The sequence below is a fragment of the Xenorhabdus hominickii genome (assembly GCF_002632725.1).
In the GTDB taxonomy this organism is placed as follows: Bacteria; Pseudomonadota; Gammaproteobacteria; order Enterobacterales; family Enterobacteriaceae; genus Xenorhabdus; species Xenorhabdus hominickii.
On record NZ_NJAI01000001.1, the window covers coordinates 459,572 to 484,325 of the forward strand.

Sequence of the window (24,754 nt, forward strand, 5' to 3'; positions counted from 1 at the left end):
GAACAAATGGTTTTTAAATTAATATTGCCTTATGAAATATTAATTGCTTCGATGAGCTGATCACATGCTCTTGAAAGATGCTTTATCGGAGCCATAGCCACTCCTAATAATAGTCCTTTTTGTTGGGGGCTATTAATATCATACCAGACAGATAATGGTGCAGGTGCTAAACCGACTTGAACCATTTTTCTCACCAGAGAAACATCATCAACATTTTGTGGGAGGTTTATCAGCACTGATAGGCCTCCTGCCAAAAGTTGGAAACTATTATTGCGTGCTTGGAGTTGAGTCATTAATTCATTTCGCTGAGTTAAATATAAACGTTTTGTACGCCTAATATGCCGCATATAATGACCTTTTTTCATAAATTCTGAAGTCGCTAATTGGACAGCCGGCCCCGGAGCTGGTGAAAGACAGACTGCAATTTCAGAGAATTGATTCACTAAATGCAATGGCACAACAATGAAGCCTAATCTCAATGAGGGACTCAGTGTTTTGCTAAAAGAGCCAATATGAATAACTCGTCCTGCTTGATCTAATGAGGCTAATGCCGGGGTAGCTCTACCTTCCAGTCGTAATTCACTAAGATAATCATCTTCAATGATCCAGGCATTTTCTTTTGATGCCCAGTTTAGAAGTTGTAAACGTCGTTCTAATGATAATGTGTAACCGAGGGGTGCTTGCTGACCAGGAGTAACAATAGCGAGAGCTGCATTAGGGGCTTGTGTTATCCCCTGCTCAACAATAAGACCTTCCTTATCTACAGGGACAGGGACAATAGATAATTTACCTAACTCTAATCCCTTGCGTGTTAATGGAAAACATGGATTTTCTATCCACGCCTGTTCTCCCTCAATCCCAAGCGCCTTGAGAGTAAGCCCGAGTGCCCCTGCAAAACCGTTGGTAATAATAATTTGAAATGGTGAACATGCAATTCCACGAGAAATAGCAAGATAACTGGCAATTTCACGTCTTAAACCCAGTTCTCCACATGGGTCAGGATAACTGATGGATGTTCCTAATTCTGCATGAATTCCATAAGAACGTATCCTTGAAAAAAGCTTAATTGGTAAATTTTCTTGTGAAGGAACACCCATTTGAAAGATGGCAGGCCCAGCCGTAAATTCTTTATACATGTCCATAAAAGAACTAGGCTTAATACCCTGTTCTTTTATAACTGTATTAGGACGTTCCACTACACGAGTTCCCGTTGATCGTGATGCTGTAATCAATTGATTATCCATTAATCTTTCATAAGCAATGCGGACTGTTCCCCGGGATACACCCAATTGAGCTGCTAAATCAAGCCATGAAGGTAAACGTGCTCCTGATTTCAATACACCTTTCTCAATCGCATTTGTGATCCCAATACGAATTTGTTCAGTGAGAGGTGTTTTTGACAACCTATCTAATTTTAGCTCAAGAGGTTTATTCATCTCGTGGTACATAAAGATTAATGATTTTTGGGTCTATTGCTTGTACCAAATATCGATAATAATTAAAAGCACTACTTCTTGGTTCACCCAATTTCTTGGTATACCCAATGGATTTCAATACCGTTCTAACAAAACGGCATTACTGGCTTTTCGTTATCCTTTTCCACACAAAGTAAAAGTTCGGAGAAATAAACATGAATTACGCGAAAGTCTCACCTAAAATTATTAACCCGTTATATAAAAGCTATGAAGAAATACATGCCTCTGAACTGGATCAGTCTCTCATTCTACTGGTAGAAATACGGGTATCCCAAATTAATGGCTGTGCCTATTGCTGCCGTCTTCATGCTGAAGAAATCCGTAATAAACATGGTATCGAACAGGTCAAACTGGATAAATTACCCGCATGGTTCAATTCCAGCATCTACAGCCCCAAAGAAAAACTGGCGCTGGAGTGGTGTGAAGCCCTGACGACTGATCTTAAGCAAAGCACACTGGATAAGATCAAAGAACGCCTTGATGCCGTCTTTACAGAAAAAGAGATTGTTGACCTGACGGCTGCGATTTCCCTGATAAATGCGCTCAATAGAATGGCAGTGAGTTTAGGCGACAAAAACGAATAACAGAAAAAAATTTCTTCCGGCAAACCTTGCGGTGGATGCTATCGTGAGTATAATGCGCGACGATTTGCTGGGAGAAAACATGAAAGATTGCGCTGTAAAGGCCGTTACAAAACATCAAGCTAACGAAAAACTGTCTGTTGGCAGCGTGGGCGTATTGTTTTTTCCATTGCTCAACCGAACATTTAAAAAGCCCCTCAATTGAGGGGCTTTTTTTTGCTGCCCAGTCCAAGGCTAGAAGTCAAAAAGAGGAACGTACACATGGCTAATCCGTTATATCGCAAACATATCATTTCAATTAATGATCTGAGCCGCACAGATCTGGAATTGGTATTGCAAACGGCCGCTACATTGAAAGCCAATCCGCAGACTGAATTACTGAAAAATAAAGTGATCGCGAGCTGCTTTTTTGAAGCCTCGACCCGTACCCGTCTCTCTTTTGAAACCGCCATTCAGCGACTCGGCGCTTCCGTCGTTGGCTTTGCTGACAGCAGCAATACCTCATTAGGTAAAAAGGGAGAAACGCTGGCAGATACCATTTCTATCATCAGCCAATACGCCGATGCGATCGTCATGCGCCACCCGCAGGAAGGAGCAGCCCGACTGGCTTCTGAGTTTTCCGGCCATATCCCTGTGATTAATGCCGGCGATGGTGCAAACCAGCATCCGACCCAGACTTTACTTGACCTGTTCACCATTCAGGAAACTCAGAACAGACTGGAAAACCTGAAAATCGCCATGGTCGGTGATTTGAAATACGGCCGCACCGTTCACTCACTGACGCAAGCACTGGCGAAATTTAACGGTAACCATTTCTGTTTCATTGCGCCTGATGCACTGGCGATGCCAAGCTATATCCTGCATATGCTGGAAGAAAAGCAAGTGAGCTACAGTCTCCATAACAACTTTGAAGATGTCATGCCTGAGCTGGATATTCTGTATATGACCCGTGTCCAGAAAGAACGTCTTGACCCATCAGAATACGCCAATATCAAGGCTCAGTTTGTTCTGCGCGCGGCAGATCTGGTGAATGTCAAAAAGAACCTGAAAGTGCTGCATCCACTACCACGTATTGATGAAATCACGGTAGATGTCGATAAAACACCATATGCTTACTACTTTCAGCAAGCAGGTAATGGCATTTACGCGCGTCAGGCATTGCTATCACTGGTATTGAATGAAGATATCGCCATAGAAAAATGATGAGAAGTTTAATCTTCTTTAATTGAGGGAAGCCCATTCAGGGCATTTTGACCAGCTCGGTTTTAATGAAGATCATATCGCAATCTCCCAAAACCGAGCTTGAATCGACATACTTCTAACTGCTATTAAGCAGAACTTTGAACCATCAATATCTTATACAAGACGCTGAGTTTCAGATTCACTCTGTTCTGTGAGAGATAATTTCACTGGCACAGACTTTGATGTTGGTGTACCTGTACCCTCACCAACGCTATTCATTGGTACTAGTGGGTTCGTCTCTGGATAATAAGCAGCAAGGTTGCCGCGTGGAATGTTGTAAGAAACCAATTTGAAACCGTAGACTTTACGCTTGATACCATCATTCCATACCGTTTCGATATCGACGAGATCACCCTCCTCATATCCCGCTTGCGCGATATCTTCCGGATGCATAAACAGCACTTCCCGTTGACCATAAACCCCTCGATAGCGATCATCCAAACCATAAATCGTAGTGTTGTATTGATCATGAGAACGCAAGGTCTGCAACACAAAAGGAACTTCAGCACCTTCAATTTGCGGAAACAGCGTTTTCGGCAGTGGTGCATGACTAAATTCTGCTTTTTTGCTCGGTGTGGCAAAACGTAATTCGGCTGCCGCATTACCAAGATAGAAGCCACCGGGATGTTCACATTTTTTATTGAAACCATCAAAACCCGGAATAGTTGCAGCAATATGGTCGCGGATCTTATTGTAATCCCCAGCCAATTCCAGCCAGTTAATCGTTGCTGTATTGCCTACCGTAGCATTCGCAATACCTGCAACGATCGCAGTTTCAGAACGTTGGGTATCAAATAACGGTTTATTCACACCTTCTGAGGCATGAACCATGCTGAAAGAATCTTCTACTGTCACAAACTGTGAACCTGTAACCTGAATATCTCGTTCAGTACGACCTAATGTTGGCAGGATAAGAGCACCTTTTTTACCGGTAACAAGATGACTCCGATTTAATTTGGTACTGATATGCACAGTCAAGTCGCAGTGCCGCAGGGCCTCTTCTGTACGCAGGCTGTCAGGAGCTGCTGCAGCGAGGTTCCCACCCAGAGCGATCAGAACTTTGATTTCATCACGCAACATAGCACTCAGCGCCTGCACAACATTATGCCCATGAGCACGAGGGGGTTCGAAACCAAAATGGGCAGCCATACTATCTAAGAAAGGCTTGAAAGGTTGTTCATTAATCCCCATCGTCCGATTGCCTTGCACATTACTGTGACCACGAACCGGACAAAGCCCTGCTCCGGGTTTACCCAACTGACCAAACAGTAATTGAAGATTAACAATTTCACGAACGGTAACCAATGAGTGTTTATGTTGAGTGATTCCCATTGCCCAAGTACAAATAACGCGTTCAGCATTTTGGTAAATACTCGCAGCCTCGCGCAATTGTGCTTCGGTCAACCCCGATTGTTTTTCAATAAATGACCATTCGGTAGCGTCAACTTCTTGCAAATAAGCATCCACGCCTTCGGTGTAGGTTTCGATAAATTCCAGATCAAAAATACCTGATTTACCTTCAGTCAACAGAGCGTTATGAGTTTCCAAAAGCGCTTTAACAATCCCCCGCACCGCTGCCATATCGCCACCAAGATTAGGTTGGTAGTAACGATGGCTAATGTTACCCGCCATTGGAGTAATCACTTCGAGTGGTTTTTGTGGATCAGCGAAACGCTCTAAACCGCGCTCATGCAGAGTATTAAAAGTAACAATGCGAGTGCCACGCTCTGCGGCATGCCGTAAGCTATGCAACATCCTGGGGTGATTTGTGCCGGGATTTTGTCCGAATATAAAGATGGCATCAGCATGATCAAAATCTTTCAGCAAAATGGTACCTTTACCCACGCCTAAACTTTTCAACATACCGTAACCACTGGCTTCATGGCACATATTGGAGCAATCAGGGAAGTTATTCGTTCCCAAAACACGGCCAAACAACTGATAAAGCCATGAAGCCTCATTACTGGCTCGACCAGAAGTATACAACTCAAGCTGATCAGGGTTATCCATGCCTTTTATATGGCTGGCAATCAGAGCAAAAGCATCATCCCAGCTAACCGACTCATAATGATCCGTTTGCGGGTTATAGCTCATCGGTTCAACGACTCGCCCTTGATATTCAAGGAAATAATCACTCTGTTGGTAAAGTTTACTGACACTGTGAGTAGCAAAGAACTCCCGCTCAACGTGTCTGCGAGTTGCTTCCCAAGTCACTGCTTTAGCCCCGTTCTCACAGAAACTGAACAAGCTTTTATTGTCATCTCCCCATGCGCATCCCGGACAATCAAAGCCTCTGGGCTTGTTCATCCGCATCAGATTAACCATGTTTTTTAAGGCTTGTTTACTGTCAAAGACAAAACGAGTTGTTGCTTCCAAAGACCCCCAACCACCAGCAGCTGCATGATAGGGTTTTATTTTTGATTTAAATTTCATAAAAATCTCTTATCTTTTATGTTGTGGTCAACATAATAGGCCACAGATTGACAGGTGAACCAAAAACTAAAAGTCGTCCTTCGCTTTATAATCATACTCCTACCTATCTATTGTGGTAGTAATTCCGTGTTTAATTTACGAAAAAACCGAGCTATTTACGATTAATGCATCTATAGCAACACCTCTAATTCCACAAATTTTCCGATTTCCATCAGGTCAGTGAACCAAAGTTGCTATATATACATAGATAGGTCTGTGTGATGTTTAATGATGATTCGTAATACGACAATTAGCGGTGAACATGAACATAGTGTGATGGAGATCAGATATACGATAGCAGAGGCCGAATAGAGAGTAAGGCTTCTATTTTGATTCGGGACTAAAGATTTTGCTTATAGTGAGGGGGAAGAGATACATACAGAAAATAAGAATACACAACTTGGAAAGTAAGGAACATATTGGTACTAGAATGGGGTTTTCGATAGAGATATCATCACAATACATCCCTAATGTTGTACATATTAACATCACCTGCTCGTTATGCTCATAACCTTTATTCATCAATCTGTTAAGTATAACGAGCAGGAACACGACTTTTTGACACAAAGTTTATACACTCATCATTCCTTTCTCTGATATCCCTTCCTTAGAGCCTTACGCTACATACATAGAATTTCCCTGATGCCGACATCTTGTATTACAAAATATTAATAGATAACATAATATTATGAATATCAACGCACGACAATATATTATCAAAGAGATGATATAATGCAAGAACCGAACAATAAGAAAACAACCGAATCTGATGCCTTGTTGTCAAACATCGCACAAAATATTGATTTTTTGATGAAAAAAAACAATATAGACTCACAATCTCTGAGTCAGTTAACAGGCCTTGGCATTGCCACTATCAATAGTCTTAAACGTGGTGTTGGGAATCCTACTATTGCTACTATTTCATCTATTGCGGATGTATTTGGTGTCAATGTTGGTGAAATTACAGACAATAAATTATTTGAATCAAATGAAAATCAAGAGATTATTTCATCAATACCCCTAATTCGTTATGACGAATTAGATGGCTATGCATCAGGGAAAGTGGTAAACACAAATCTATATAAACTCAGTATTCAGGAAGATCATGAAGGCTCACTTTTCGCAGTAGAATTTTCAAATAACCTTCTATCGCCGTACTTTGATAGCAACACTATTGCAATAGTTTCTAAAACTGAAAGCTTTTGTGACAGTGATGTAGTACTTGTAAAAATTAAAGATGCTCCTATTTGTTTTAGGCAAATTTTTGTAGGAGAAAGTGGAATTTACTTTTCAATATTAGGAATTGAACACGAACGTAAAATGACCTTCACTCAAAATTATACAATAATTGGTGTTGTGATAAAATCAATTAGAAAATTAAAATAGGAAATTAATTATGGATAAAATAATTGATTTTTTCAAAAAAACATTCAAACCTCGTTATATATATAGTTTACAAAAATTCGATCCAATAAAAGAAAACGGATTTTATATCCTTAAAGAATTAGGCACCCACACATGTATAAAAGCAACTGCCGAAGATATTTTTGAAAGTGATTTTCTATACAACATCAATCCTGCTGACATCATATTTATAACACGTTTTGAAGAAAATGACATGAGAAAAAAGCAGAGATTCGAAATAATAGAAGAAAGGCGGGATCTGATATTTACTATACAAAATCACTATTCTCGAAGACAAGTAAATGGAAAAGAATTACTGATAGATAAGAATATAGTAGAAAAATTAGACCCAAGTAGTCTTGTAAGAATCGCCTACATGTCAGGATTAAAAGATGGAAGAAAAATTTCCGACGAAATATCAAGATCTGAAAAAATAAAATCATCAAAAACCACAAAACTAAAGGTGATAAAGTGAACCGAGATTACCCTACCAATTCAAAGTTCAAATATGATTCCTTATTCATTTCGTTATCCGTCACTATAATGATAACTTGTGATGTTCTGGTCTATAAAACCCTAGATTTCCACGGCTTTAAGATTACATTTAGTGGAATTTTATTCTCATTTTATTTCCTTATCTCCACAATTCAAACGGAAGTTTATGGATATAGACAAGGAGTAAAAACTGTCTGGACCATAGTATTGTGCCAATCAATCTTTGTAATGATTATCTTTGCAGCATCCCATGCACAACCTGAAAATAATCAAATATCAATGAATTTCAAAGCATTATTTGGTGAATTTTGGCGTGTTATGGTAGGGACATGGACTTCAGTACCAATTTCTTATTTTATAAATGGGTTCGTGATATCTACCTTAAAAAAAGTCTTTCTCGGCCGATTTTTTTTCATCAGATATATCATTGCGTCAATGATTACTCAAGCTGCTCTTCTATTATCAGCATATCCTATAAGCCTGTCTTCAAAATATAGCTTCAATGAACTCATTACAATAATTGCAACAACATGGTCTTATAAAGTAATAATGTCCATTATCCTTCTACCTATAGGAATAATATTGGCAGACAAAGTAAAAAAACTAGAGTCCACTGATATATATGATTGGAATATCTCATACAATCCATTTATTTTCGGAGGTAATAAAAAATGAAAGCTATTCAATTAACAGACATACATTTAACCCGAAACAGAGAACAAAAAATATTTGATATAAATCCTTATGACAATTTTGATTTTGTTTGTGAGGAAATACATAGAATAATTAATATTACCGAAATAGAGTTAATTATCGTATCCGGTGATATTACAAATGATGGGGATGTCTATGCCTATCGATACTTTTTAAATAAAATGGAGTCGCTAAAAAAACCTTATATTGCAATACTTGGCAATCATGATCTCAAAAGTAATTTTGATATCGCACTCACTGAAGAAAAAAGAAAATACATTATCAACTCACAAGAATATAACAATAAAGATTGGCATATTATGTCTGTCGATACGGTTGTCGAAGGTGAAGATTATGGTTTTATATCTAAAAATAATCTTTATGAATTAGAAAGCAAAATTATTGAAAACAGAAATTTTAATATTGCCATATTTATGCATCATCATGTGATGCCAGTTGGTACACCACTTGTAGATAGTTGCATGCTGAATAATGCTAAAACACTGTTAGAACTCTGTGAAGAATATCAAGTTAACTTTATTGGTTGCGGACATGCCCACACTTCACGCACTTGGTATCATAATACAATGACAACATGTGTTGCCCCGGCTGTTTCATTCCAGTGGTTATCAGGAACAGATACCGTTACGATATCAAAAGGTTTTGGCTTCAATATAATAAATTTTTCACCTGATTTATCTATAACGTCATGTAGTTATTAATATCCTTCATTTCTTAAGTTATATACTCGTCGTCTTTCAAGTTACAGCTTTGTTATCTGCGTTCACTCACCCCAGTCACATAGTTAACTATGCTGCTGGGGATCCTCTCTCTTACTACAACACTGCAAATTGAGATTCTTAGAGGGCAACGATATCCTCTCCACCACAAAATAAAGTATCCCACCATCATTGTATTATCAGCAACAATCGTGGATGCAACCATACTTTGAGAGGGTTCTAATTTAACCGTCATTGCTGCAAAGTTAACACCTCCCCCAGTATAAGAGGCCGAAATCATTCCACTGATTTTGTCCAATTCTGGGATATATTTTCTGAATAGCAGGAAGGCAATTATTGTTCCTAACATCGTCGCGATAGAGGAAATACCCAATCTTATATGAGAAAATAGGCTGATTTCCTTGATCCCCTAATATCCGGAGGAAGAATACCGAAACGGTATTCATGACACAACATGACTCAAGACCACCAATTACAAGTAGAAGCCATTAAATGTGGTACCGTTATCGATCACATTCCGGCTCATGTCGGCTTCAAATTATTGTCTCTGTTCAAACTCACCAAAACAGATCAACGTATTACCATCGGCCTGAATCTACCTTCCAATCATCTGGGCAAAAAGGATCTGATCAAGATTGAAAATACGTTTCTGACAGAGCAGCAAGCCAACCAGCTCGCCATATACGCACCACATGCCACAATCAACAACATTGAAAATTATGTGGTAGTGAAAAAAATGCCAATCAATCCGCCTGAGCGCATCGACAGTATTCTGATCTGCCCAAATGGCAATTGCATCAGCCATAATGAACCGGTTGAAAGCAGCTTTAACGTGATGGCGACCAAAGATGATGTGGTGCTGCGCTGTAAATACTGTGAAAAAGAATTTGATCGCCAAGCGGTTATCAATAACGATTAAAAAAACCTGCTCCGGCAATTTAAAAATACCCTGTATCATTTGATGCAGGAGTTGGGAGCACTATAATGGCGATCCCGCAAAATTTTCTATTCAGACGTTAAACAGGAGTTTCGAATGTCACGTTCTATTCATACCGAGAATGCACCAGCAGCAATCGGCCCTTATGTTCAGGGTGTTGATCTGGGCAGCATGGTTATCACTTCCGGTCAGATCCCTGTTGATCCAAAAACCGGAACTATCCCTGAAGAGGTTACCGCACAAGCTCGTCAATCTTTGGAAAATGTTAAAGCCATTATCGAACAATCTGGCCTGAAAGTGGCGGATATCGTAAAAACTACGGTATTTGTTAAAGATCTGAATGACTTTAACGCTGTGAACGAAATTTACAAAGCATTCTTCACTGAACATAATGCGCCTTTCCCTGCCCGCTCATGTGTTGAAGTTGCCCGTCTGCCAAAAGATGTGAAAATCGAAATCGAAGCTATCGCCATCCGCAGCTAATTTTCTATGTCCGATGGCCCTGATAATCCCAATATCAGGGCTATTATTTTTTACCCTTCCTTTCCTGTTCCCGCCAAGGTAACTTTATCTTTCTTTGTCTTAGATCAACCTTGCATGTTGTATATCAGCTTTAATTTTCTACATATTGTGTTTAAATAAAATATATTCACTATATATGGTATTTATACACAAAATTATCCACATCAGACAAAAAATAGGCATTCATGTCATTTGCGCTTGTGGGTACATATCTAGGAGTCATATCGTGAGAACCGCCCCTGAATGGCATGATCAACTCGATCAAGAAATTCGTGGCCTGATTGAGCAAAATCATGTCTCCCTGCTCAATGAAAATGCCAATAAAGATAGTAAGGTCATCCCTACACAACGTGATCTATTGGCAGGGATCGTCGCCAGACAATATGCCAAACAGCATATGTTGCCGCATGATGTAGTTATGGCGCATGAAAAGGGAGAAATTCATTATCATGATCTGGATTACGCTCCATTTTTCCCCATGTTCAACTGCATGTTAATCGATTTACAGGGTATGCTGACCAACGGCTTTAAAATGGGCAATGCGGAAATTGAGCCGCCTAAATCTATTTCTACCGCAACTGCTGTCACTGCTCAGATTATCGCGCAAGTTGCCAGTCATATTTATGGTGGCACAACCATTAATCGTATTGATGAAGTCCTCGCGCCTTTCGTGAAAGCCAGTTATGACAAACATCTGGCGATTGCCAGGGAGTGGCAGATAGCAGATCAGTCCGCCTATGCAGAAGCCCGCACGGAAAAAGAGTGTTACGATGCTTTCCAATCTCTGGAATACGAAGTCAATACACTACATACGGCTAATGGGCAAACGCCGTTTGTCACCTTCGGGTTCGGATTAGGAACGTCAAAAGAATCCCACCTTATTCAAACCTCCATTTTGCGCAATCGGATTGCTGGGTTGGGGAAAAACCGCAAGACTGCCGTATTCCCCAAACTGATTTTTGCGATCCGTGATGGGCTGAATCATCGGTTTGGTGACCCTCACTATGACATTAAATTATTAGCGCTGGAGTGTGCCAGCAAGCGTATGTACCCCGATATCCTCAATTATGATCAGGTGGTTAAGGTAACAGGATCGTTTAAAACTCCAATGGGCTGCCGCAGTTTTCTCAGTGTTTATGAAGAAAACGGTCAGCAAATTCATGAAGGGCGAAATAACTTAGGCGTGATTAGCCTCAATCTCCCTCGTATTGCACTCGAAGCCAAAGGAGATGAAACCGCGTTCTGGCAACGTTTGGATCAACGTTTGTTGCTGGCGAAAAAAGCGCTGATGACCCGAATTGCGCGTCTCGAAAACACCAAGGCATGTGTTGCTCCCATCCTCTATATGGAAGGGGCTTGCGGTGTACGTCTGAAAACCGATGACAATATTGCCGAAATTTTCAAACAGGGCCGTGCTTCTATCTCATTAGGTTATATCGGTATCCATGAAACGATAAATGCGCTATATGGCAACCATATTCATCTTTTTGATGATGAAAAGCGCCAACAAAAGGCCATTTCCATTGTTAAATATCTCAGTGAGGCAGTTGATAAATGGAAGCAGGAAACAGGCTATGGATTCAGTCTGTACAGTACGCCAAGTGAGAATTTATGCGATCGGTTCTACCGTTTGGATACTTCCGAGTTTGGGGTAATTTCGGGTGTTACCGATAAAGGTTATTACACTAACAGCTTCCATCTGGACGTGGAGAAGAAAGCTAATCCCTACGATAAACTGGATTTTGAAGCGCCTTACCCACCTTTGGCTAATGGAGGCTTTATCTGTTACGGCGAGTACCCCAATCTGCAACATAATTTAAAAGCATTAGAAGATGTTTGGGATTATAGCTACTCGCGTGTTCCTTACTATGGCACCAATACCCCCATTGATGAATGCTATCAATGCGGTTTCACGGGAGAATTTGCCTGTACCAGTAAAGGATTCGCTTGCCCTCAATGTGGCAATCATGACTCTGCTCATGTCTCGGTGATCCGCCGCGTGTGTGGCTATCTCGGTAGCCCAGATGCCCGCCCATTCAACGCGGGTAAGCAAGAAGAGGTGAAACGTCGTGTGAAGCATCTCGGTAATGGTCAAATCGGTTAATGCCATGAATTATCATCAATATTATCCTATTGATGTCGTTAATGGCCCCGGCACCCGCTGCACCTTGTTCGTGTCGGGCTGTTTACATCAATGCCGTGGCTGCTACAACCAAAGTACATGGCGGGTTGATTCGGGTCAGCCTTTTACACAGACTATAGAAAATCAGATCATCGCTGACTTGAAAGACCATAGTATTAAACGGCAAGGCCTATCATTATCCGGTGGCGATCCCCTGCATCCCCACAATATCCCCACTATACTGCAATTAGTTCAGCGGGTAAGAGAAGAGTGCCCAGATAAGGATATCTGGCTGTGGACAGGCTATATATTCAATCAATTAAGCGAAATCCAGCGAGAAGTCGTTAACTATCTTCATGTACTGGTAGATGGAAAGTTTGAACAGGCGTTGTATGACCCCTCGTTAATTTGGCGAGGCAGTCATAATCAGGTCATTCACTATTTACGATAACCCGTTACCACAATTCATGACTGTAAAACTTATTATGGTAAAACTCACTGAATACGGGGATTGGAAGGCGACCGCCTTAGCGTTGCCAGTGTAATTTTTTGCCAAAGCCGAGGGTGTTATCCACCATTTTTATTTCATTCAAATTGAGTTGCCAGATAGGAGATTTGGCCGTCAGCGCGATGGGAAAACGACGGCAGTAGCGTGCTCTGGCAACACTTTCGGCGTCATCTGCCAACAGAACTACTTTCCCGCGAAATTGAATCCCTTTGATTTGAGCAATATTACGGGTTTGGCCAGCAACAGTACCTGCAATGCTAGGGTTTACCTGCATCATCTGACCGTGACGCGTATCAGATTCAGTCATAAACCAAAGTGCCATGCTATCAACATCAAATACATAAAAGCAGCTAGCACACCATAAATCTTGGTTTAAGGAAGTACAAAGTGTAAAAACATGTCGTTTAGCAAGATAGCGACAAATTGTTAAAAAATCATTATTAGTTTCCATGTAAATCAATACCGTTATTTTAACCTGTTTTTTACAGAACACGACTGGGCTTTTATCCAGTTATGTGTTCTGTATTTTATTAGATATATTGGAAAGTCAGCATGGAACACTATAAATTATTTATAGATTTCAGCAACTCCATTGAGATTATTATGGCCTGTTGCGGAAATAACCCGGAAATATTTTGCGCCAGCTTCATCAGCTTTTTTGGATAAGGCATCAGTCAGGCTATCCAATGTGGCTTCCCCAGTTACTGAAACTACACCAACCTTATTTTCTTTAGCGGCTTTAACTTCAGTAGCGGCAAATGAGCCAAATGAAACAGTACATAATGCTAAAATGGCGACAATATTTTTTGCGTTTTTCATCTTGAATTCCTCTATTCACTTTTAAAACTGGGCTTACCCCGTGTGATGTGGATCAGACTATATGTCCGCACAGAAAATTATAATTAGCAATTACTGCTATAGTTTTTCAATTTTTTTGAATAAAAATAGTTAGCAGCGTTTTCCAAATGGAATATAATTTCAATTAATTCATTTTGTTATATAAATAAAACAATAAAATTCAGCCTACAACCGAATAACTAATTAGTTTCATTACATAATAAATAATTGGAATAATTTAAAATAAATAATGAACATTAACGTATCTCATTGGTATCTCTATCTGATCAGAACACGAAACGGTTCCCTATATACTGGGATCACTACCGATATATCCCGCCGATTTATGCAGCACACATCAGGAAAGGGTGCAAAAGCCCTCAGAGGAAAAGGCCCATTGACGATAGTCTATCAAAGTTCAGTAAAAGATCGGGGAATAGCATTGAGAATGGAGTACTGCGTAAAAAAACTGAGTAAACAGCAAAAAGAGAAGCTGGTTATAACCCAACCTCTCTGTATAACGACTTATTTAATGACAACCGATTTATCGGAGAAGTGTTTGCCAGAAATTACCCCGTCAACAATCACATATTCTCAAAATGGGCAGAATAAGTGACCAGACCATGACAGTCTTCCAGCGAAACATCAGTCAGAGGATAGAGCTGGAAATAATCCTCGCAATCAGGCCATTGGCAGTATAATTGATATTCATTGGCAAGCTTGAAACCAAAACGGCGGTAATACGCATGATCACCAAGTACCACAACTGCGCCATATCCAAATTCGTTCAAGCTATCCAGCCCTTCATACACTAATTTTTCGCCAAGACCCTGACGACGATACTGCTCCGCAACCGCCAAAGGTGCCAGACCAACCCACTGATGATCTTCACCATTGATATCAACTGGAGTGAAACCGACATAGCCAATCACATGACCTTCATCGTCAGTCGCAACAACACCCAGTGTCAACAGTCCATCTTCTCTTAGTCGCTGAACTAACTCAGCTTCTGCCGATGTTTCAAAAGATTGGCGCAACAAGCGATCAATCCCCATAGCATCAACGGGAATTTCGACCCTGATTAACATGACGATAACGCGCGACCGTGCGGATCGGCGCCCTCTTTCTGTCCCGCTTTGATTAATTCAGCCAGACGCAATAAACCAAAGCGAAGAATGGATGGCATAGATTCCAGTTCAATAGAATCCGTAATATTTTTCACATGCAGTCCCAATTCAGAGTTTCCTTTAATCCATAAGCGACGCTGAAAAAACAGTGTATCAAAATCTTCCATGCAAGCAGTAATATGGATGGAATCATTTGCATCGCCGCTGAAACTGACGTCTCCGTGAACATGTGGGCTGACCAAATGGGAATGGATTTTACCTAACACGGTTCAGACTCCTTTTAGTGCAAAGTAATATGCAATTCTGCCAAAACCCCACTGCATTTTACGAGCCTACATCAAGAGTCGATAATAAATCCCTCATCACAAAACGTCTACAGGACAAACATGGGAAAAAGACGAATGCCATCTTTTGTACATAACAGGGCTTTTTATCCATGAAAAACCAGATATTTTTTCACAGTTATCAAATATCAGCTTGTGCGAATCCTGTGTTTTGTTTTTTTACGTCTTATGAATAAAAAAGCGCTTAAAACGTTGTGTAATCCCCCGAAACTCCCCATTACGCAGCATACCGACAAAAATTCCCAAGATCATGTATATCACACCAAGAAGCAACATCACGCCAATATCCCAAAAAACACGATGTAATGGCAGCCCCATTTGGTTCACACCCGCAATCGCTTTTGTTGCCCATGTGGATGGCAGTGCTGATGAAATCACTCTTACCCAATCAGGCATTGCCTGAATCGGCCAAATCGTGCCTGAAATGTAGAAGATCGGCGTAGTAATAAAGGCCAGTGTCAGATAAATCATTTCGATGCTGCGCAAGCACTCCGTAACCAGTTTACCGAGTCCTAACACTGCCAGCAGGAATGGGAATGTCAGCAACAGTAAGAGATAAATCGGCGCATCCTGCCGATACCCCAAGATCCACGGCCACAAGACAAAAAAGATCACCGATAGGAACAACCAAATGGGGATCAAGGCCGACAAAGCGCCCAAATAGACGGGAAGCGGCGGCTTGCCTTTAGGCGTTCCTCGTATGGCAATACTGACACGAACACAAGCAATCAATAAAGAATGCTGTAACAACATGACCAGCAAACTAGGAAAAACTATCGCGGCATAGCTGACTCCCGGGTTAAATAACCCGATGGTTTCTCCCCGAATCGGTTGCAGCAAGACTTTCACCTGTTCGTTGCTGAAACCTGATTTCAATAACAACATGCCATTATATTCCGACAAAAGTTGCTGATAGGCAGATACTAAATTTTGTTGAATCTGCCCATTAGCGAGGCGATTGGTAGCATCACCATAAATAGGCACTGTCACATTTTGACCACTCAACAGCCGTTTTTCAAAACCTACCGGCACGATGATAATGGCAAATATTGTTCTCTGGAGCATGTCACGGCGGGCATTATCGAGACTGTTATAGCTTTTAATTTCAACTTTCGCTGTAGAATCAATACGGCGGATCAATGTACGGCTCGCATGGCTGTTATCCTGATCTATCACAGCAACAGGCAGATCCCACAAAGAAGGACGCACGTAGACCAGACTCATTACACACAACGAAACAATTAAGAGTAACCACATGGGCTTCTCCAACATCCCCAACAATACGTTGCGAAATGTCTGCCAGTACAGATTCCAATTTATTTGACCATTACCCAGCATTGGCAACACCTTCAGATTGATTAAGTCGTTTCCACAAACGATGACGGATCAAAAAACCACAGACCGCAGGATAGATCATTAATATCAGACAAACATGCAGGATAACCTGTAGCGATACCTCCCGCAGGAAGATATCAAACATAGCATTCAAGGCATGGGTTAATGGTTCAAGGTTAGAAATAATCCTTGCGGGTAATACCATTGATAATTCAGGTACAGCCATGCCAGAAAAAGCCATAGCAACACTTACCAGCAACCCAATCAAAGAGTAAGCAGTTAACGCGCTGCTGGTGAAGGTAAACAACAACAAGCCAACACTTTGTGCAGCAATAACATAGAAAAACCCAACAACCGGCATGTACAACGGATTACCCGTCACTTTTGCATCAAAGAAAAAAACGAGCGCCATGACTTCCACCATCAATAGCAATGTGAAAATCAAGGTATAAGGCACTAGTTTTCCCAATAATGACCCGACAAAAGATTTAGTACTTAAGAGTTGCTTTCCTCTGGCCATCGTATAGATGGTGGATGTCACAACAAAAAGCTGTAATAGATGGATGATAGCTGCAAATTGTTGGTAATAAATAAAACTGCCACTCGCATTAAACAGGCTATCATAGGACATAGTCGCTTTCGCTAACGGAGGAAGCTGCCGACCAATTTCAGAAGCAATAATTGCACGATATTTCGCATTCTCTTCCGCCATCAATCCACTGAAATCTTGAACTGAATAACTACCGGCACCATAAAACAAGGCGTTGTAATACATTCTGACCGTAGGCTGTTTGCCATTCAAAGCATCTTTTTCAAGATTTTCAGGCAGATAAAGTAGTGCATAATCCTCAGCGCTGTTCAGTCTCTCTAAGGATTTTGGCAAGCTATTATCATAAAATTTGATATCCGCGTGAGGAGCGGCATTCAAATTGCGTGTCAACGTGCGTGATAACTTACTCTGATCATTATCAACAACCGATACAGGCAAGTTAAACAACGTTCCTTCTGAAAAATTTGCACCGATTAAGATAAACAAAAACAGAGGGAACAACCAACTCAGCCAGTGAAACACCGGGCTATGAATCGCAGCCCTGAGTTCTCGCGTAAATGCCAGTTCAAAACTGCTCCATGCACACGCAGCTTTTCTGTTCATCAGAAAAGCCACCTTACTTATCCCAGAGCCACAATGCACTCATACCAGAACGCAATCCATCAACGGGTTGCAATGGGTATAACCGAACTTCAAACGTTCTCAGGTCAAAATCCCCTGTCGCCCGAGTTGCGCGTTTTGTCGCGTAATCCCCCATCGGCGCGATATAACGGATTTCAGCCTCAATCTCTTTATTATCCAGTGCAGGCACACGCAATTTAATCTTGTCGCCCTTGTGAACTTTCGCCAGAATATCTTCGCGCAGGCTGTAGACAAAGTAATTTTGTGGAATACGCACCAATGTTGCCAGTGGGCTATTAGCGTTAAAGAATTGGCCAACTTCTGCCGGTAATGGCCCAACTTCACCATCAACAGGCGCTTTAACCTGTAAATCCTCACTCTGAATTTTCAACTCACGCAGTGTTTCTTCTGCTTCATTCAGCTCTGCCTGGTGCTGTTGCCGTAATTCGACACGATCACCGTTTTTCCCTTCATCTAGTTTCGCTTTAGCCCCCAACATTTTCTGATAGTTGACATCGCGTTTATTGCGTTCATCATCCAATTCACTGGTAGATACATAGCCTTTAGTTGACATATTACTGAGGCGGACAACTTTACGTTGTGCATTTTTATACTCTGATTGAGCTTGCACAAACTCAGCCTCTAAATCGCGGATATTCTCCTCACGCGTTCCATGCAGGGATAACTCAAATGTTGCCTTAGCCTGATCGCGTTTGGCTTCCGCTGCAGCAACTTTAGCGGCTAGCTCAGGACTATCGAGGCTCACCATCAGTTGCCCTGATTTGACTTCATCCCCTCGCCCAACATGAAGCTCAATGACTCGACCACTGGCTTTGGAAGCAACGATAACTTCCGGCGCATCGACTTCACCCTGTAACAACAGCTCTTGGCTGTGGGAGCGGAAAAGTACTGCTATTGCGATCAGGAAAATAATTAATAATATTGTGAAAAGTGTTCTTTTCTTCATTATGTTCTGTAAGCTCCAAGCGTACTATCAGGTCAAAGTTCTCTATAAAATAGGTAACGTAGTGTGACATTACTGAAGATGATTATTTTTAGAGATTCGTGCGTTTGATCACTTGATCACTGACGAGCAGGAAGCCCTAATCAGAGCATAATAAACAGCACAATATAGTCTAAATATTAAACATCGCTTAAACCTTAGCATTTCTCTGCCAAATACTCTTATATCAGTTATAAATATCAACATAATAAAAATTAAAATTATTTAATAATGAAAATAAGAAAAAAAGATACATAAATAGAATTATATTTCATAAAATTGCAATATGGTTAGCATATCATCGTTCAAATTAAAAATAGTAAACAACAAAATAATTAATTAAATAACAAAATAATTAGTTAAATAATATTTATGTTAATTAGATTAATAGGAAATAACGGCGGCTGTTACATAGAAACACTGCGTTACCATAATAACAATTAAATATTATATTATTTACAATTATTTCTTGTTTATATTAATTAATATTAATATCATTTTTATTCAAGATCGGACTTGATTACGAATAAATCCATAAAAACAGCTCCAGTAGTAAGGTTTTATTATGCAATAAATTTTCACATTGCAATTTTATATTTATCAAAAAAAATATTTATGTATTACTTTAAAGAATAGATGAGTGCCATTTTACTGTAATGTGAATTTTACCTAGGTATTTTTTATCAATGGCAATCCAGTAAATAGACATTAGGACAAAGTTAAAAATAAATATTATTTGTGAATTTTTCAATTTAGCGTAAAAAAATAATGATCATCACTATCTAGAATAATATCTTTCAAATAGTTAACAATCTAAAATAAAATATCCTTGCTTGTATAATAATTGTCATTATTACGTTCCAAATAGGGTTATAGCATGACGGAAATAGATCAAAAACCGGAAAGATCACTGTGATCTGTCCGGTATCTTTTTTGTATATAACGAGAATATTTTTCCTATTCAGGTGATAAGCACGATTTGCAGATAAAACTTGATAAACCCAGAGTGGGAAATGGTACAAATGCGACCATAAATATCTTTAAATTTAATGAGTTATTAAGTAGTGATATATTTTCCGCCATCAATTTTTAGCTTTTGATTATGTTGCCATGCTTTCTGAAACCGCACTGGATTACTAGCGGTATAATGCATAGTATGGCGTATATTCCTATGCCCTAAATAATCTTGAATTAATCGGGTATCCAACCCCTGATTGGCCAGTTCAAAACCACAGGAATGACGCAATTTATGTGGATGTAATTTGATCGATAATCCTGCCTGTTCCCCGTATCGTCCCATTAATACATGAACCCACTGGCGCGATAGTTTACTGCCCTTGCGTGAAGGAAATAACCACGAAGAGACGCGATATACCTGATTACTATTTCTGATTTTAAGCCATTTTAAAATCAACTCTTTTTCCGTTGTTGATATAGGATGTGTTGTCGAAAATCCATTCTTTAATCGCTTTATATAAATGGTTCTCCCTGCGATATCAATATCGGAGACTTTTAATGAAGTCAGCTCACTCACACGTAGGCCATGGATATAAGTTAGGTACAATAAACACTGATCGCGCTCTTTATTTACAGAATTAGTTAGTACAGCAAAAACACGCTTCCATTCGTCTTGTGTGATGTATTTTCTCATGACAATCTCCAATAAAACTAATCTAGCACTACTCCAATTTCACACCTTCTGTTTGAACAGAATACCGACATGATAAGAATATCTTTATGTTTATCATTCTCACGGCAATAAAATTCCTCCTGATAAAGGAATATTAATTAAAAAGGTTTGAATGATTGTTTTTTGATCGACCACATAAAGAATTTTAACTTTATTAATTATATTACCTAAGTACAATTTTGCAGAATATAAATAATATCTTAATCACAAAAAGCACAATAAATGGTTGTAAAGAACGATGAACAGTTCTGCCATTCTGATTTATTAAATTATGAAATGTTATTTGATATCTATTTTCCGAATTTTAAATAACTCGCCAGCGATTAGAAAAAAGAAAGGTAAAACGAAAGTAAAGATTTGCTAACAACAATAAGCTAACCAATCATATTCTCTTATATTTTGTATTGTTTTTATTTTGATCAATCTAAAAACTTCAAAACAATCCAAATAAAAATGATAACTATTTGTTTTTTAATCACTAATTAAATAAAAAATATTTTAACTATCAAAAAACGGCTGACTCCACTAAATTCCCATTTTCTCTTCAATTTTCTGTTTTAGTTAGAATGATTGATAACGAAAGTTATATTGATCGAAAAATGATTTTATGTTGGAATAAAAATCCTGAAAATACAAAATACCTAGATCAATAATCTAGTTATTGTCTATTCATCATATTTTTTAACTATTTTGTGACATATCAGGTCAGGCAATGTCGTGTTGTCAGCTTTTTATTCGTCATTACCTGGCGTTTTCCTCTTCGATTACACGATTCATGACTGGTATTAAATCGAATACATATCCTGAAATGGATAGGTTTGCCGCTGGTTGTCGCCTGATATTTTTTATGGTTACAGGTTTATAGCTATGAACAAAAAATTCGATAAGCCGTGGCTTCATAATCAGCAATATTTGCTGAAACGTGTAGCCTGGGTAAACATTATCACCCAAATTGTGCTTCCGGCTGCGAGCGCATTTACCCCCGTTATCGCTACCGCCAAAACACATACGACTTCTCAAAATGAAAATTTGGTGCTACCGACAGAACCTTATATTCTAGCCTCAGGAGAAACAGTCAATATCATCGCAAAACGCTATGATTTAACAGTCTCTGACCTGAAAGAGATCAATCAACTACGCACCTTTAGCAAACCTTTTATGGCACTTGGTATCGGTGACGAAATTGATATCCCTAAACCGCGCCACAATAAGTTTCTACCTTTTAACTACGCTCAATTGAATAAAACGCTATTAGACAAAACGTCGACTACAGATAAAAGCTCTCTTCGTTTGGCTGAAGCAGCCTCTCAGGTTGGTCAGCTACTAACCAACGACAATATCGGGGATAACGCAGTAAACCGATTAAGCAATCTGGCAATAGGTGAAACTAATCGACAGATTCAAGATTGGCTGGGACGCTATGGCACAACACGCGTTCAAGTCAATGTAGACAGACATGGTCATCTGAGTGGCAGCCAGTTTGATATGCTACTGCCGCTGTATAACACCAACAACTATCTGGCTTTCACCCAGTTAGGCTTACGCCGTATTGATGAACGTAATACTGTCAATATTGGCTTAGGGCAGCGCCATTTTTTTAGCAATTGGATGCTAGGTTACAACGCCTTCCTTGACCATGATTTCACCGGAAATAATACCCGCTTAGGTGTCGGTGCAGAATACGCCCGCAATTACCTGAAATTAGGCGCAAATGGCTACCTCCGTTTAAGTGACTGGAAAGAATCTCGACTTTTGACAGATTATGATGAACGTCCCGCCAATGGATTCGACCTGAGAGTTCAAGGTTATTTACCCGTTTTGCCACAACTCGGTGGTAGTTTGATATATGAACAATACTTCGGTAATGAAGTTGGATTAATAAATAAAGACCACCGCAGAAAGAATCCATCTGCTTTCACTGCTGGGATTAATTATACTCCCATTCCATTACTGACTTTCGGTATTGACCATAGACAAGAGACATCCGGCAGTGGAGAAACCTCGTTTAATCTGACCCTGAACTATGAAATAGGCACACCGTGGTCAAAACAAATTGATCCGGATGCCGTAGCGTTCAACCGCACTTTACAAGGTAGCCGCTACGATTTGGTGGAACGCAATAACCAGATCGTTCTGGAATATCGCAAGCGTGAAGTGATCTCTCTGATTATCGATAATTTGGTCGTCGGCTATGCGGGTGATACCAAAGCTATTCATATCAGAGTCAACAGTAAGTATGGATTGAAAGATATCCAATGGGACGTAAAAGACCTGTTAATTAATGGCGGTAAGATTAAACACAAAGGTGGTACAAACTACCAACTGCTCCTGCCGAAATATCAATCTCAAGGTAATAACACCTACACTGTGGGCGCTATTGCCTACGATGAACGCGGCAATGCTTCCAAACGCGTAGAAATGCAGGTACAGGTACTCAACGCAGAAGTCAGTGCCGACAAATCGACCTTCACGACAAAAGATAAAGAAATGCTGGCGGATGGACACTCCAATACCCTTCTGACATTGATCTTAAAGGATAAACATAACGCACCAATCAGCGGAATGGCCTCGAAGATCAAATTGGTCACCAGTGGATTAAGTGGAGAAGGCAGCGATCCGAAGATCGCAAAAATGAAAGAAACCCAACCGGGTGTCTATGAGTCCTTGCTTACTTCTGGTGAAAAGATAGGGGTAATGAAAATTACACCAGAAGTGGATGGACTCAATATCAAGCCCGTAGAGGTCCTATTTGTGCATCCCGACGCGCCGCTCGTCAGAAATCTAGCCATAACTGGCAAGTTGGAGATGGGGCAAAAACTCAGTGCAACCTATACTTTTAACGCAAACCACGGCGATAAAACTGATAAATCCCGCTATATATGGGGTAACAAAGGTAGTACTGATGTGACTAAAGGCAATACGATCACCGAGTCTGGCAAAATCCCTAACTATACATTGACACAGGAAGATGCAGGTAGGGTGAAAGAGGTTGCTGTGCAAGCCCAAAATGCGATGGGTCTCATCGGGAATACCCAGACCGTTGATACCAGCATGGATGCCGAACTGGGCAATCATACGCATGATAGTGGAAAAGGAGGCTCTGTCAGGGGACTGGCCGATAATATCATCGTCACGATGAGTGCCGATAAGGTTAAGAGAAATGAACCGATTACCCTGAAAGTCAAAACACTAAATCACGGGCAGCTAGTCCGGAATGTGGCAATCAGAGTTCAGGCCATCAAGGCGCTCAATCGGCAGGATGTTTCTCAGAAAATTTCGGTGTTACTCAATGGTGAATTAAAGCAGTACCAAGACTTCTCTGATGATCAAGGTATGCTGTCTATTTCTGTGACAGATCCGAACGGACTTGGCGTGAAAACAACGCTGTCTGTCAAAGCAGATGGCAGTGTGGCACCTGAATCGAAAGATGCTATTTTCACTGTAATTACCAGCCCAGACGTTCCAAGTGCAAACTTTTGGGGGCACATGGCTGAAACTATAACTCTAAATGGAGTCACTTTTAGACGACCACAATTACAAACAGAGGCAGATGACGGCTCACATAAGGTAGGACATTCCGTATATCCTGAACATGGTGAAGTATGGCATCGCCGTACCCATGAAGGCGCATTATTCTATTGCAGGAAATTAATGAATGCACAACTACCGACAAAAGATGAATTGATCAGCCTGAGCCAAACCTATCCAGATAAAATACAAAACATGTTTGGCTGGCCAGACCATCGTGCCTATCGTTCTTCAACGCCAGGAACAGATCCAAATGGGGAGCAAGGACGAGAAGATAAAGGTCCGGTAACCGGACATTATTCGATGACCATCGACCGCTACAATCCACATGTCATCAGAGATACAACCTTCGATTACGTTAGCTGCAAGAGCTAATACCATTCATTTCATAGCGAAAAATCCGTCCCGTTAAGGGACGGAGCATTCTTCGGTATTTATTCCCTTCATCTTTCGAATTGCCTTTTTGTTGACTACGTGAGAATAAATACGTGCTTCTGCCGATGTCTATTGACGGCATTTAATACAACC

The 24,754-nt window shown here is 40.3% G+C and carries 23 protein-coding genes and 1 pseudogene; 13 read left to right on the top strand and 11 right to left on the bottom strand.

Annotated features, from left to right (window positions below):
* Positions 1-29 precede the first annotated feature (29 nt).
* Positions 30-1,436 (bottom strand): MocR-like pyridoxine biosynthesis transcription factor PdxR, encoded by a 1,407-nt coding sequence (gene pdxR / locus Xhom_RS01955; RefSeq protein ID WP_069317172.1) that lies wholly within the window; start codon positions 1,434-1,436, stop codon positions 30-32.
* Positions 1,437-1,630: 194 nt separating this feature from the next.
* On the opposite strand from pdxR, the gene Xhom_RS01960 reads away from it, so the two are divergent.
* Genes Xhom_RS01960 through pyrB form a run of 3 tightly spaced genes read left to right on the top strand, consistent with a single transcriptional unit; the run spans position 1,631 to position 3,259 of the window.
* Positions 1,631-2,059, top strand: coding sequence for a carboxymuconolactone decarboxylase family protein (locus Xhom_RS01960; RefSeq protein ID WP_069317173.1), 429 nt, complete (start codon positions 1,631-1,633; stop codon positions 2,057-2,059).
* Between the two features lie 43 nt (positions 2,060-2,102).
* Complete coding sequence (locus Xhom_RS29955) at positions 2,103-2,261, top strand: hypothetical protein (protein WP_157104624.1); 159 nt, start codon at positions 2,103-2,105, stop codon at positions 2,259-2,261.
* Positions 2,262-2,317: 56 nt separating this feature from the next.
* Positions 2,318-3,259 carry an aspartate carbamoyltransferase gene (gene pyrB / locus Xhom_RS01965; protein ID WP_069317174.1) on the top strand — a complete coding sequence of 314 codons (942 nt, stop codon included), beginning with the start codon at positions 2,318-2,320 and terminating at the stop codon, positions 3,257-3,259.
* Between the two features lie 153 nt (positions 3,260-3,412).
* Here pyrB and Xhom_RS01970 read toward each other — a convergent pair whose 3' ends face one another.
* Positions 3,413-5,731 (bottom strand): FdhF/YdeP family oxidoreductase, encoded by a 2,319-nt coding sequence (locus Xhom_RS01970; protein WP_069317175.1) that lies wholly within the window; start codon positions 5,729-5,731, stop codon positions 3,413-3,415.
* Positions 5,732-6,502: 771 nt separating this feature from the next.
* Here Xhom_RS01970 and Xhom_RS36275 point away from each other — a divergent pair.
* The 4 genes from Xhom_RS36275 to Xhom_RS01990 are packed head-to-tail and all read left to right on the top strand — an operon-like array spanning position 6,503 to position 9,084.
* Positions 6,503-7,156 (top strand): helix-turn-helix domain-containing protein, encoded by a 654-nt coding sequence (locus Xhom_RS36275; protein WP_232326133.1) that lies wholly within the window; start codon positions 6,503-6,505, stop codon positions 7,154-7,156.
* Positions 7,157-7,166: 10 nt separating this feature from the next.
* Positions 7,167-7,649, top strand: a complete 483-nt coding sequence (locus Xhom_RS01980; protein ID WP_069317176.1) for a hypothetical protein — start codon at positions 7,167-7,169, stop codon at positions 7,647-7,649.
* Entirely contained in the window at positions 7,646-8,344 is a 699-nt protein-coding gene (locus Xhom_RS01985) for a VUT family protein (RefSeq protein ID WP_069317177.1), read from the top strand. The genes Xhom_RS01980 and Xhom_RS01985 overlap by 4 nt, the downstream gene beginning before the upstream one ends.
* Entirely contained in the window at positions 8,341-9,084 is a 744-nt protein-coding gene (locus Xhom_RS01990) for a metallophosphoesterase family protein (RefSeq protein WP_069317178.1), read from the top strand. Before Xhom_RS01985 ends, Xhom_RS01990 begins: the two co-directional genes overlap by 4 nt.
* A 52-nt stretch (positions 9,085-9,136) precedes the next feature.
* On the opposite strand, the gene Xhom_RS36280 is transcribed toward Xhom_RS01990, so the two are convergent.
* Positions 9,137-9,475 (bottom strand): DUF819 family protein, encoded by a 339-nt coding sequence (locus Xhom_RS36280; protein WP_274540173.1) that lies wholly within the window; start codon positions 9,473-9,475, stop codon positions 9,137-9,139.
* Between the two features lie 81 nt (positions 9,476-9,556).
* On the opposite strand from Xhom_RS36280, the gene pyrI reads away from it, so the two are divergent.
* The 4 genes from pyrI to nrdG all read left to right on the top strand — a co-directional run bounded on the left by pyrI (position 9,557) and on the right by nrdG (position 13,134).
* Positions 9,557-10,021 carry an aspartate carbamoyltransferase regulatory subunit gene (gene pyrI, locus Xhom_RS02000; RefSeq protein WP_069317179.1) on the top strand — a complete coding sequence of 155 codons (465 nt, stop codon included), beginning with the start codon at positions 9,557-9,559 and terminating at the stop codon, positions 10,019-10,021.
* Positions 10,022-10,135: 114 nt separating this feature from the next.
* Entirely contained in the window at positions 10,136-10,522 is a 387-nt protein-coding gene (gene ridA, locus Xhom_RS02005) for a 2-iminobutanoate/2-iminopropanoate deaminase (RefSeq protein WP_069317180.1), read from the top strand.
* Positions 10,523-10,697: 175 nt separating this feature from the next.
* On the top strand, positions 10,698-12,665 hold the full coding sequence (nrdD, locus tag Xhom_RS02010; RefSeq protein WP_418384646.1) for an anaerobic ribonucleoside-triphosphate reductase: 1,968 nt from the start codon (positions 10,698-10,700) through the stop codon (positions 12,663-12,665).
* A 4-nt stretch (positions 12,666-12,669) separates the two neighbouring features.
* On the top strand, positions 12,670-13,134 hold the full coding sequence (gene nrdG, locus Xhom_RS02015; protein WP_069318505.1) for an anaerobic ribonucleoside-triphosphate reductase-activating protein: 465 nt from the start codon (positions 12,670-12,672) through the stop codon (positions 13,132-13,134).
* Positions 13,135-13,210: 76 nt separating this feature from the next.
* Here the strand turns inward: nrdG and Xhom_RS02020 are convergent, their stop codons facing one another.
* Together Xhom_RS02020 and bhsA are read right to left on the bottom strand one after the other, a co-directional pair.
* Positions 13,211-13,642, bottom strand: coding sequence for a YhbP family protein (locus Xhom_RS02020; protein WP_069318506.1), 432 nt, complete (start codon positions 13,640-13,642; stop codon positions 13,211-13,213).
* A 116-nt stretch (positions 13,643-13,758) separates the two neighbouring features.
* Positions 13,759-14,010, bottom strand: a complete 252-nt coding sequence (gene bhsA / locus Xhom_RS02025; RefSeq protein WP_069317181.1) for a multiple stress resistance protein BhsA — start codon at positions 14,008-14,010, stop codon at positions 13,759-13,761.
* Positions 14,011-14,284: 274 nt separating this feature from the next.
* Between bhsA and Xhom_RS02030 the strand changes: the two genes are divergently transcribed.
* On the top strand, positions 14,285-14,644 hold the full coding sequence (locus Xhom_RS02030; protein ID WP_084023354.1) for a GIY-YIG nuclease family protein: 360 nt from the start codon (positions 14,285-14,287) through the stop codon (positions 14,642-14,644).
* On the opposite strand, the gene Xhom_RS02035 is transcribed toward Xhom_RS02030, so the two are convergent.
* The 6 genes and pseudogenes from Xhom_RS02035 to Xhom_RS02060 form a co-directional block, all read right to left on the bottom strand.
* Positions 14,613-15,116: a GNAT family N-acetyltransferase gene (locus tag Xhom_RS02035; protein WP_069317182.1), complete on the bottom strand. Its 504-nt coding sequence runs from the start codon at positions 15,114-15,116 to the stop codon at positions 14,613-14,615. The genes Xhom_RS02030 and Xhom_RS02035 overlap by 32 nt on opposite strands.
* Positions 15,110-15,397, bottom strand: a pseudogene (gene ubiT / locus Xhom_RS02040) (ubiquinone anaerobic biosynthesis accessory factor UbiT); the annotation flags it as partial. The pseudogene ubiT and the gene Xhom_RS02035, both read right to left, overlap by 7 nt.
* Positions 15,398-15,658: 261 nt before the next feature.
* Complete coding sequence (locus tag Xhom_RS02045) at positions 15,659-16,837, bottom strand: ABC transporter permease (protein ID WP_069317184.1); 1,179 nt, start codon at positions 16,835-16,837, stop codon at positions 15,659-15,661.
* Entirely contained in the window at positions 16,827-17,987 is a 1,161-nt protein-coding gene (locus Xhom_RS02050) for an ABC transporter permease (protein ID WP_069317185.1), read from the bottom strand. The genes Xhom_RS02045 and Xhom_RS02050 overlap by 11 nt, the downstream gene beginning before the upstream one ends.
* 13 nt (positions 17,988-18,000) lie before the next feature.
* Positions 18,001-18,972, bottom strand: a complete 972-nt coding sequence (locus Xhom_RS02055) for an HlyD family secretion protein (RefSeq protein ID WP_069317186.1) — start codon at positions 18,970-18,972, stop codon at positions 18,001-18,003.
* Positions 18,973-20,065: 1,093 nt separating this feature from the next.
* The gene (locus Xhom_RS02060; RefSeq protein ID WP_069317187.1) at positions 20,066-20,659 is read right to left on the bottom strand and encodes a tyrosine-type recombinase/integrase; all 594 of its coding nucleotides are present in this window, start codon (positions 20,657-20,659) and stop codon (positions 20,066-20,068) included.
* A gap of 906 nt (positions 20,660-21,565) precedes the next feature.
* On the opposite strand from Xhom_RS02060, the gene Xhom_RS02065 reads away from it, so the two are divergent.
* A complete protein-coding gene (locus Xhom_RS02065; protein ID WP_069317188.1) occupies positions 21,566-24,601 on the top strand; it encodes an inverse autotransporter beta domain-containing protein in 3,036 nt (1,011 codons plus the stop codon).
* Positions 24,602-24,754: the final 153 nt, after the last annotated feature.

What these genes read in the sequence shown, in the direction of transcription:
- pdxR (WP_069317172.1), bottom strand. Translation starts at nt 1,436, where the DNA reads ATGAATAAACCTCTTGAGCTAAAATTAGATAGGTTGTCAAAAACACCT.
- Xhom_RS01960 (WP_069317173.1), top strand. Translation starts at nt 1,631, where the DNA reads ATGAATTACGCGAAAGTCTCACCTAAAATTATTAACCCGTTATATAAA.
- pyrB (WP_069317174.1), top strand. Translation starts at nt 2,318, where the DNA reads ATGGCTAATCCGTTATATCGCAAACATATCATTTCAATTAATGATCTG.
- Xhom_RS01970 (WP_069317175.1), bottom strand. Translation starts at nt 5,731, where the DNA reads ATGAAATTTAAATCAAAAATAAAACCCTATCATGCAGCTGCTGGTGGT.
- Xhom_RS36275 (WP_232326133.1), top strand. Translation starts at nt 6,503, where the DNA reads ATGCAAGAACCGAACAATAAGAAAACAACCGAATCTGATGCCTTGTTG.
- Xhom_RS01980 (WP_069317176.1), top strand. Translation starts at nt 7,167, where the DNA reads ATGGATAAAATAATTGATTTTTTCAAAAAAACATTCAAACCTCGTTAT.
- Xhom_RS01990 (WP_069317178.1), top strand. Translation starts at nt 8,341, where the DNA reads ATGAAAGCTATTCAATTAACAGACATACATTTAACCCGAAACAGAGAA.
- pyrI (WP_069317179.1), top strand. Translation starts at nt 9,557, where the DNA reads ATGACTCAAGACCACCAATTACAAGTAGAAGCCATTAAATGTGGTACC.
- ridA (WP_069317180.1), top strand. Translation starts at nt 10,136, where the DNA reads ATGTCACGTTCTATTCATACCGAGAATGCACCAGCAGCAATCGGCCCT.
- nrdD (WP_418384646.1), top strand. Translation starts at nt 10,698, where the DNA reads ATGGTATTTATACACAAAATTATCCACATCAGACAAAAAATAGGCATT.
- nrdG (WP_069318505.1), top strand. Translation starts at nt 12,670, where the DNA reads ATGAATTATCATCAATATTATCCTATTGATGTCGTTAATGGCCCCGGC.
- Xhom_RS02020 (WP_069318506.1), bottom strand. Translation starts at nt 13,642, where the DNA reads ATGGAAACTAATAATGATTTTTTAACAATTTGTCGCTATCTTGCTAAA.
- bhsA (WP_069317181.1), bottom strand. Translation starts at nt 14,010, where the DNA reads ATGAAAAACGCAAAAAATATTGTCGCCATTTTAGCATTATGTACTGTT.
- Xhom_RS02035 (WP_069317182.1), bottom strand. Translation starts at nt 15,116, where the DNA reads ATGTTAATCAGGGTCGAAATTCCCGTTGATGCTATGGGGATTGATCGC.
- Xhom_RS02045 (WP_069317184.1), bottom strand. Translation starts at nt 16,837, where the DNA reads ATGCTGGGTAATGGTCAAATAAATTGGAATCTGTACTGGCAGACATTT.
- Xhom_RS02050 (WP_069317185.1), bottom strand. Translation starts at nt 17,987, where the DNA reads ATGAACAGAAAAGCTGCGTGTGCATGGAGCAGTTTTGAACTGGCATTT.
- Xhom_RS02055 (WP_069317186.1), bottom strand. Translation starts at nt 18,972, where the DNA reads ATGAAGAAAAGAACACTTTTCACAATATTATTAATTATTTTCCTGATC.
- Xhom_RS02060 (WP_069317187.1), bottom strand. Translation starts at nt 20,659, where the DNA reads ATGAGAAAATACATCACACAAGACGAATGGAAGCGTGTTTTTGCTGTA.
- Xhom_RS02065 (WP_069317188.1), top strand. Translation starts at nt 21,566, where the DNA reads ATGAACAAAAAATTCGATAAGCCGTGGCTTCATAATCAGCAATATTTG.